The sequence below is a fragment of the uncultured Thiodictyon sp. genome (assembly GCF_903828115.1).
GTDB lineage: Bacteria > Pseudomonadota > Gammaproteobacteria > Chromatiales > Chromatiaceae > Thiodictyon.
Genome location: NZ_CAIKKU010000264.1, coordinates 1 through 6,347, shown reverse-complemented (window position 1 = coordinate 6,347; position 6,347 = coordinate 1). Strand labels below are relative to the sequence as shown.

Below are 6,347 nucleotides of genomic sequence, written 5' to 3'. Positions count from 1 at the left end.
GCTCGCCAGCGTGATTGAAACCTGTCGCCAGCGCGGCCAGGTGCCGTGGCCCTATCTGGCCGGCGTGATCGCTGAGCGCCGCGCCGGTCGCGCGGCCGCTCCGCTGCCGGCTCCAATGCCGGGTCTCTGAACGGCTACCTCCGAAGCGATATTGATCCGGCTCCGCCGCATAGAGGTCGGCGAGGATCAGTGCGCCCTCGTCATAACGCCCGCCATCCATGTAGGCACGCGCGAGGTTGTACCGCATCTCCCGCACCGTACTGGCGATGGCGCGCGCCCGATCCTCGCCTGGGGCCTCCACATAACCCAGTGCGACCAATTGGTCCATGGCCTCCTTGGCGGCAATGGGGTCATAGTGGGTTTCGGCCCCGAGTCGCCCATCCGCACCCGACACTGCATCCCAACTCGGGATGGTGGTCACCTCCGGCGGCGCCTCGAAGGCCTCGACCAAGGGTTTGCCGTCCATGTCCTCACCGACCGGCAGGCCGTAGAGGGTGAGGATGGTCGGGGTGATGTCGAGCAGGCTGACACCATGAATCAGGTGGTCGTGCCTGATCCCGGGGCCGGCCATGATGAAGGAACCGAGGTCCCGGTGCTCGATGGCAGGACCGGCCGGTTCCTTGGGCAACTGCACCGGGCGCAGGTGGTCCGGGTGAAAGCCGTGGTCGGAGCAGATGATGACCGTGGTGTCGGGCGGCGCCAGGGCGAGCATGGCCCCGAGCATCATGTCGTGGAAGCAGTAAGCCGCATCGACCACCCCGTGGTAGAGGTCGAAGTCCCGCTCCGGGATATGGGGCCGCCGCGGCGGGTGGTACTTCATGAACCCGTGGCAGAAATGGTCGATGGCGTCGTAGTAGACCGCCATGAAGTCCCAGGGCTCATGCTCCATCACCCAGGTGGCCGCGGCATGTACCGTGGCGCATTCGGCCAGGACCTTCATCACCGAGGCCAAACGCCGGTCCTGGTCCTGGTCGATCTCCAGGGCCTTGGGGACGAAGGGCAATAGCTGCTCCGGGACCAGTTCGTTGGGGTTGAGGCGCAGCCCCGCCAGGATTTCCTCAAGCCGCTTGGGGTGGACCATGCCGGGCGCCAGCGGCCAGGGGTCCTGCGGTGGACCCAGGGCGGTCTGGAAGTGGTTGGAGACCATCACCCCGTCGATCGGTTCCACCGGGTGGCTGGGCCACCAGCCGATGACATTGGAGCGCAGCCCCTGCTGGTTGAGAATGTTCCAGATCGCCTTGGTGCGACGCGACAGTTGCGAGACCGGCTGAATGCTGCCGCCGTCCGCGGTGGGCTCGGTAAAGCCCAGGATGCCGTGCTTGTAGGGCCGCTTGCCGGTCGCGATGCTGGTCCAGAGCATCGGCGACAGCACCGGATGCAGGGTCGCCAGGTCGCCCATCACACCACGTTCGATCAAGGCCGCCGTATGCGGCATACGCCCCTGCTCGATCAGGGCATTCGTGACCTTCCAATCGGCGGCATCCCAGCCGATGACCAATACCTTGCGCATCATAGACCCCCGGTCGATCTGACTGTAGGTTGGCCTTCAGACCGACCGCGGACGCTCAGGCAACGAGAGCGGCATCGCATCAACCCGGCTGACGCTCCTGCCTGCGGCGCCGGAAGGCGGCGAGGCCTACCGCACCCGCCGCCAGCAAGGCCAGCGGCGAGGACACCGGGGCCTCGATCGCGCCTCCCTCGTTGTCATAGGCCCAATCGACCACGGTGATCTTGTCTGGAAAGCCGGTGCCAGGCAGCCAGGGGTCGCCGGTCTGATTACGGAATGGCTGATTTGTGCCAAGGTCCTCGATATGCAGACGGATCCATCCGAAATTGCCGCTGGCGAGCCGGACGCCGACAATACCAACCGCGCTGAGGTTGAAATGAGTACCGACGGTCGCCGATGAAACGGTTGCAGCGCCGTTGGGACGCGCCTGTTTATGGGAGATCCCGGCGGAATTGGCATTGAAGACCCGGCTGCCGCCTATTTGCTGGCCGCGAGTCAGGTTTGAAGCGGCGAGGGAACCAGGCTGCTGTGAAGTACGGACACTGCTTCCCACGAACTTGGCCCCGGCAGCGGTGTCCGCGACCAGGTTCGCCCCGATGCCGTAGTAGGTTACGCTGAGACCCTGGGTGCCCTGACGCTTCTCGGCGTTGAAACTCAGCCGCAGGAAGACATCGTCCACACCGTTCCCATCAATGTCGATCGGGACGTTGGAGGGCGCACTGGCGAAATTATCTCCTCCCGCCGTTGCTCCGGGGGTGATCTCCAGCGAGAGATTTTGGATGCCACTATAGATGACCTGGGCGTCCGCCCCCCCCGCCAGGACCAACCCGACACCGGCCGCCGCCGCGTAACCGGCGATCTCGCCCGCCGTGGGACCGCGGCCAATCTGACCGCGGGCGGTGATGCCGTAGCGATCCAGCCGTTCTTGGAGATTCGTGTGACTACTCACTGGCTATTGCCCTCGTTGAAGTGTGATGGCGTGGAAATTGTCGATCGATCAGCTACTGGTCGCGTCCAGCAACGCCGGGGTCGACGACGCCACACATCCGGCCGACAGCCAAGTGCAAACCTTAAATTTAGCTTAACGCAAAACAAAGATATAAGCACATTTCATACCATTTCTAGTTTGCGCGATATCACATTATGTTATTGTTATAATATCGTCCGTCTGCCAGTCATTGAAACGAACACGGAAGGGATCGCGCGACATCAGACTGTAAAGTTTCCTGACAGCCATCGCCGGACCAGCGGTCGCTACGCGCCGACCAGCGGGATGCCGCGCGAAGTGTGCGGAGCAGGCACGGCCTGTCCCGGCGCGCGGACCGACGGGCGCGCCCCCGGGGCCCCGCGACCATCCGCGGGCGCCGATCGCGGCGGGACGCCGCTCCCACAAGACGCGGTGCCGACGCAGCCCTGCCGCCGAGTCTGACATAACCTGACACCCCTGTCAGGACTGTCACTCGGATACTGACAGGGCTGTCATCCACCCCGCGCCGCGTCGACCGCGCGCTCCAGCCTGCGATCATCCAAGATCCCCGCCACGCCAGACGAACCGCAGGTCGGCAGTTCAGCACTGCCCATCGCCGGAACGATGGCACAGTCTTTGCGTTTGTTGCAGCGCCACACTGAACGGCCGGTCGGAAGGGATGCGGGGCCGGGGGGCGGCCCCACGCCAGAGTGGCCCCGCACGGCGGCGAACCGGCGGTCATCAGATGCCTCAGGGCAGTCACAGTCAGACTTAAGAGCAAGACCATAATGAAGTTGAGACGTCTCACGATTCCCGGACCCGCGGCCCTGGCGCTCGCGGTGCTCTGGTCGGGCGCGGGTCAGGCCGCGACCTGCACCATCGCACCCCAGACCCCGACCATCAACCCCGGACAGTCCGTCACCTGGAGTTACAGCGCCACCGGCTTCTCGGGGACCCCGAGCCGCGCCTGGACCTTTCAGGGCGGCAATCGAACCACGTCCACCAACGCGACCCGCGCGGTGAGCTATGCCGCCGCGGGCACCTTCAGCACCAGCCTCAAACTCACCGCCGGTGCCACGATCGCCAACTGTGCCACCACCGTCACCGTCGGGACCAGCGATACGCAGGCCCCCACCGCATCGATCGGAACCCAGGCCCAAAGCCCCTTCGCACCCCCGCAGACCATCACCATCGAGGTCACCGCCGCCGACAACCTCGGCGTGTCCCGGGTGGAATTCTACGACGGGACCACGCTGAGGGCGACCGTCGCGGGCGCGCCCTACCGCTACTCCTGGTCCATCACCAGCGCGAACGCCGGCCCCCATGTCTGGACCGCCAAGGCCTTCGACGCCGCGGGCAATGTCGGCAACTCCAACCAGTTGCACGTGGCGGTCATGGCCCCGGTGCCGGCCGTCTCCATCAACTCGACGGGCGCGGACTCCAGCGGCCAGAACACCACCGTGGTGCCGAGTCAGGGTCAGGTGATCGACACCAACTACCGGGTGCTGGCGATCAACGATCTGGGCATGCACTGCGGGGACCTGGACACGCGCATCGCCAGCATCCTGCCGCCCTTCCAGGTGATGCTCGGACAGGTGATCCAGAAAGGCACCGGCAGCAAGCCGATCCTCAACCCGGCGGGGGTGACCCTGGCCTATTCGGCGGCGTCCAACCCCCTGGACCCGATCCTGGCCAAGGGCGCGCTCAACGGCCTCAAGGGCGATGCCGGCACCTACAAGACCAATTTCTGGGAGGGGATCAAGAACGGCGCCTATGACGCCTTCTACCCCGGCGGTCTGGGGCTGACGCCCTTGGCGACCGGCGGATTCCCGACGACGATCGACCGCGGACTGCCGGTGGCGAACGTGGAGAACCTCTATATCGGCCCCGACGGCATTGTCGACAGCCCCGCCGGGCAGCCGGGCAGCCACGACGGGTTCCTGTCGGCCGTGCAGCAGCAACTGCCGGGGCAAGCGGGCCCCTATGTGGCCAACAGCCCCCAGGCGGTCGAGGAGCACTACCAGAACAAGCCCTTCTTCGTGAACTTCCCCTTCGGCTACGTGGCCGACAAGGTCAACTGGCATGAGGCCGCGGGTATCCCCCTGTCCGCCTTCGACGACTTCGGGCGCGAGAACCCCTTCCCGCTGGTGCGGGTCCAGGCCAGGAACGCGAGCGGGACAGTCCTGAGCACGGTCGACACGGTGCTGCCCATCTCCGGGGAGACGAGTTGCTCCAATTGTCACGCCGACCCGACGGACGTCGCGGACAGCCGCAGCCAAACCCCCACCAATACCCTGCTCGGTGCCGGGCTGCCGGTGGCGACGCGGCTCGACGATCCGGACCCCACCCTGCCGGCCCGGGTCAGCATCGAATACGCGACGGACATCAACGTGCTGCGCCTGCATGACCTGAAGCACGGGAAGGCCTATGTGGACCCGACCGGAACGGCCGCGCCCTGCACCATCGATAGGGCAGCGCCCAATGGCTCCCCGACCTGTCTGACCAACAAGGCCCTAGTACAAAGCAAACCCGTCGTCTGTCAGGTCTGCCACTACACCCCGGCCCTGGACCTGGCCCAGGTCGGCCCCCAGTCGGGCGCCCCCGGGACCCCCGCCAACGGCCGCAACCAATTGGCTCACAAGAGCAACTCCAACGTGATGCATGGGCACCACGGGGCCCTGCCCGGCAACCTGTTCGAGGTCATCCCGGCCCCGGTGCAGGACGCCAACGGCGTCATCACCAACCAGGCGGCGCGTGTCACGGCGCTGGAAAACAGTTGCTATCAATGCCACCCCGGCAAGGACACCAAGTGCCTGCGCGGGGCCATGTTCAACGGCGGGATGCTGTGCTCGGACTGTCACGGCAGCATGGCGCAGATCGGCGACGACTTCTCCCGCAACGTCTCGACCACCAACCGGGGGGCCTTCATCCTGGCCAAGGACTTCTACACCAACCCCGCCACCCCGCGCATCCCCTGGGCCAACGAGCCCGGCTGCGGCTCCTGCCACACCGGCGACGCCACGACCAACATGACCAAGACCGCGGGGGTGTTGGTCAACACCAGGGACAGTGCCGGCAACAAGGACGGTATCCGCCTGCGTCAGGCGTTCAAGACCGGTGACGCCAAGGCCACGCCCATCGTCCCGACCTACAAGCGCTTTGCCGAGCCGGCGGTGCCCGCGAGCTTCAACGGCTTCGCCAATCCGGGTGCCAACAACCCCAAACTGTATCGGATGAGTTCCGGTCACGGCGGGGTGATGTGCGAGGGCTGCCACGGGGCGACCCATGCGGAGTGGCCGAACGCCACCCCCAACGCCAACGACAACCTGGCGGCCACGCAGCTTCAGGGCCACACCGGCTCCATCACCGAGTGCACGACCTGTCATACGACCAGCGCCCTGGCGTCCAACACGCTGGGCGGCCCCCACGGGATGCATCTGGTGAACGACAGCCGCTTCTGGTCCTCGGCCCACAAGGACATGGCCAAGGCCGAGAACGGCAAGACCGGCGGCGGCTCCTGCGGCGCCTGTCACGGGGCCGACCACCTGGGCACCGTGCTCTCGCGCGCACCGGTGGCCCGCACCTGGCGGGTCGAAAGCACCAACCGCACGGTGGCGGCGGGCAAAGCAATCGGCTGTGACGCGTGCCACAGCCTGAGCAAAAGCTTCAAGAGATAGCCCCGAGCCCGGCCCCGGCGCCGGTCAGTATCCCCACCGGCCCGTCGCCGCAAGGCGTCGGGGCCGGGGGTCGGCTTGCCGCATCAATTAACGAGTCAAGAACAGGCTAAACACAACGCAATCGTTGTGGTTGTCGTTGTCGTTGTCGTTGTCGTTGTCGTTGTCGTTGTCGAGGTTATCGTAGCGCCCCGGATTC

At 66.0% G+C, this 6,347-nt stretch carries 2 protein-coding genes and 1 pseudogene; 1 reads left to right on the top strand and 2 read right to left on the bottom strand.

Annotated features, from left to right (window positions below; translation table 11 throughout):
- Window positions 1-709: 709 nt before the first annotated feature.
- Together QZY48_RS09900 and QZY48_RS09895 are read right to left on the bottom strand one after the other, a co-directional pair.
- Window positions 710-1,510 (bottom strand): annotated as a pseudogene (locus QZY48_RS09900) (alkaline phosphatase family protein); the annotation flags it as partial.
- A 79-nt stretch (window positions 1,511-1,589) separates the two neighbouring features.
- Window positions 1,590-2,333: a hypothetical protein gene (locus QZY48_RS09895; RefSeq protein WP_295430586.1), complete on the bottom strand. Its 744-nt coding sequence runs from the start codon at window positions 2,331-2,333 to the stop codon at window positions 1,590-1,592.
- Window positions 2,334-3,262: 929 nt separating this feature from the next.
- Here QZY48_RS09895 and QZY48_RS09890 point away from each other — a divergent pair.
- A complete protein-coding gene (locus QZY48_RS09890; protein WP_295430584.1) occupies window positions 3,263-6,151 on the top strand; it encodes an Ig-like domain-containing protein in 2,889 nt (962 codons plus the stop codon).
- Window positions 6,152-6,347: the final 196 nt, after the last annotated feature.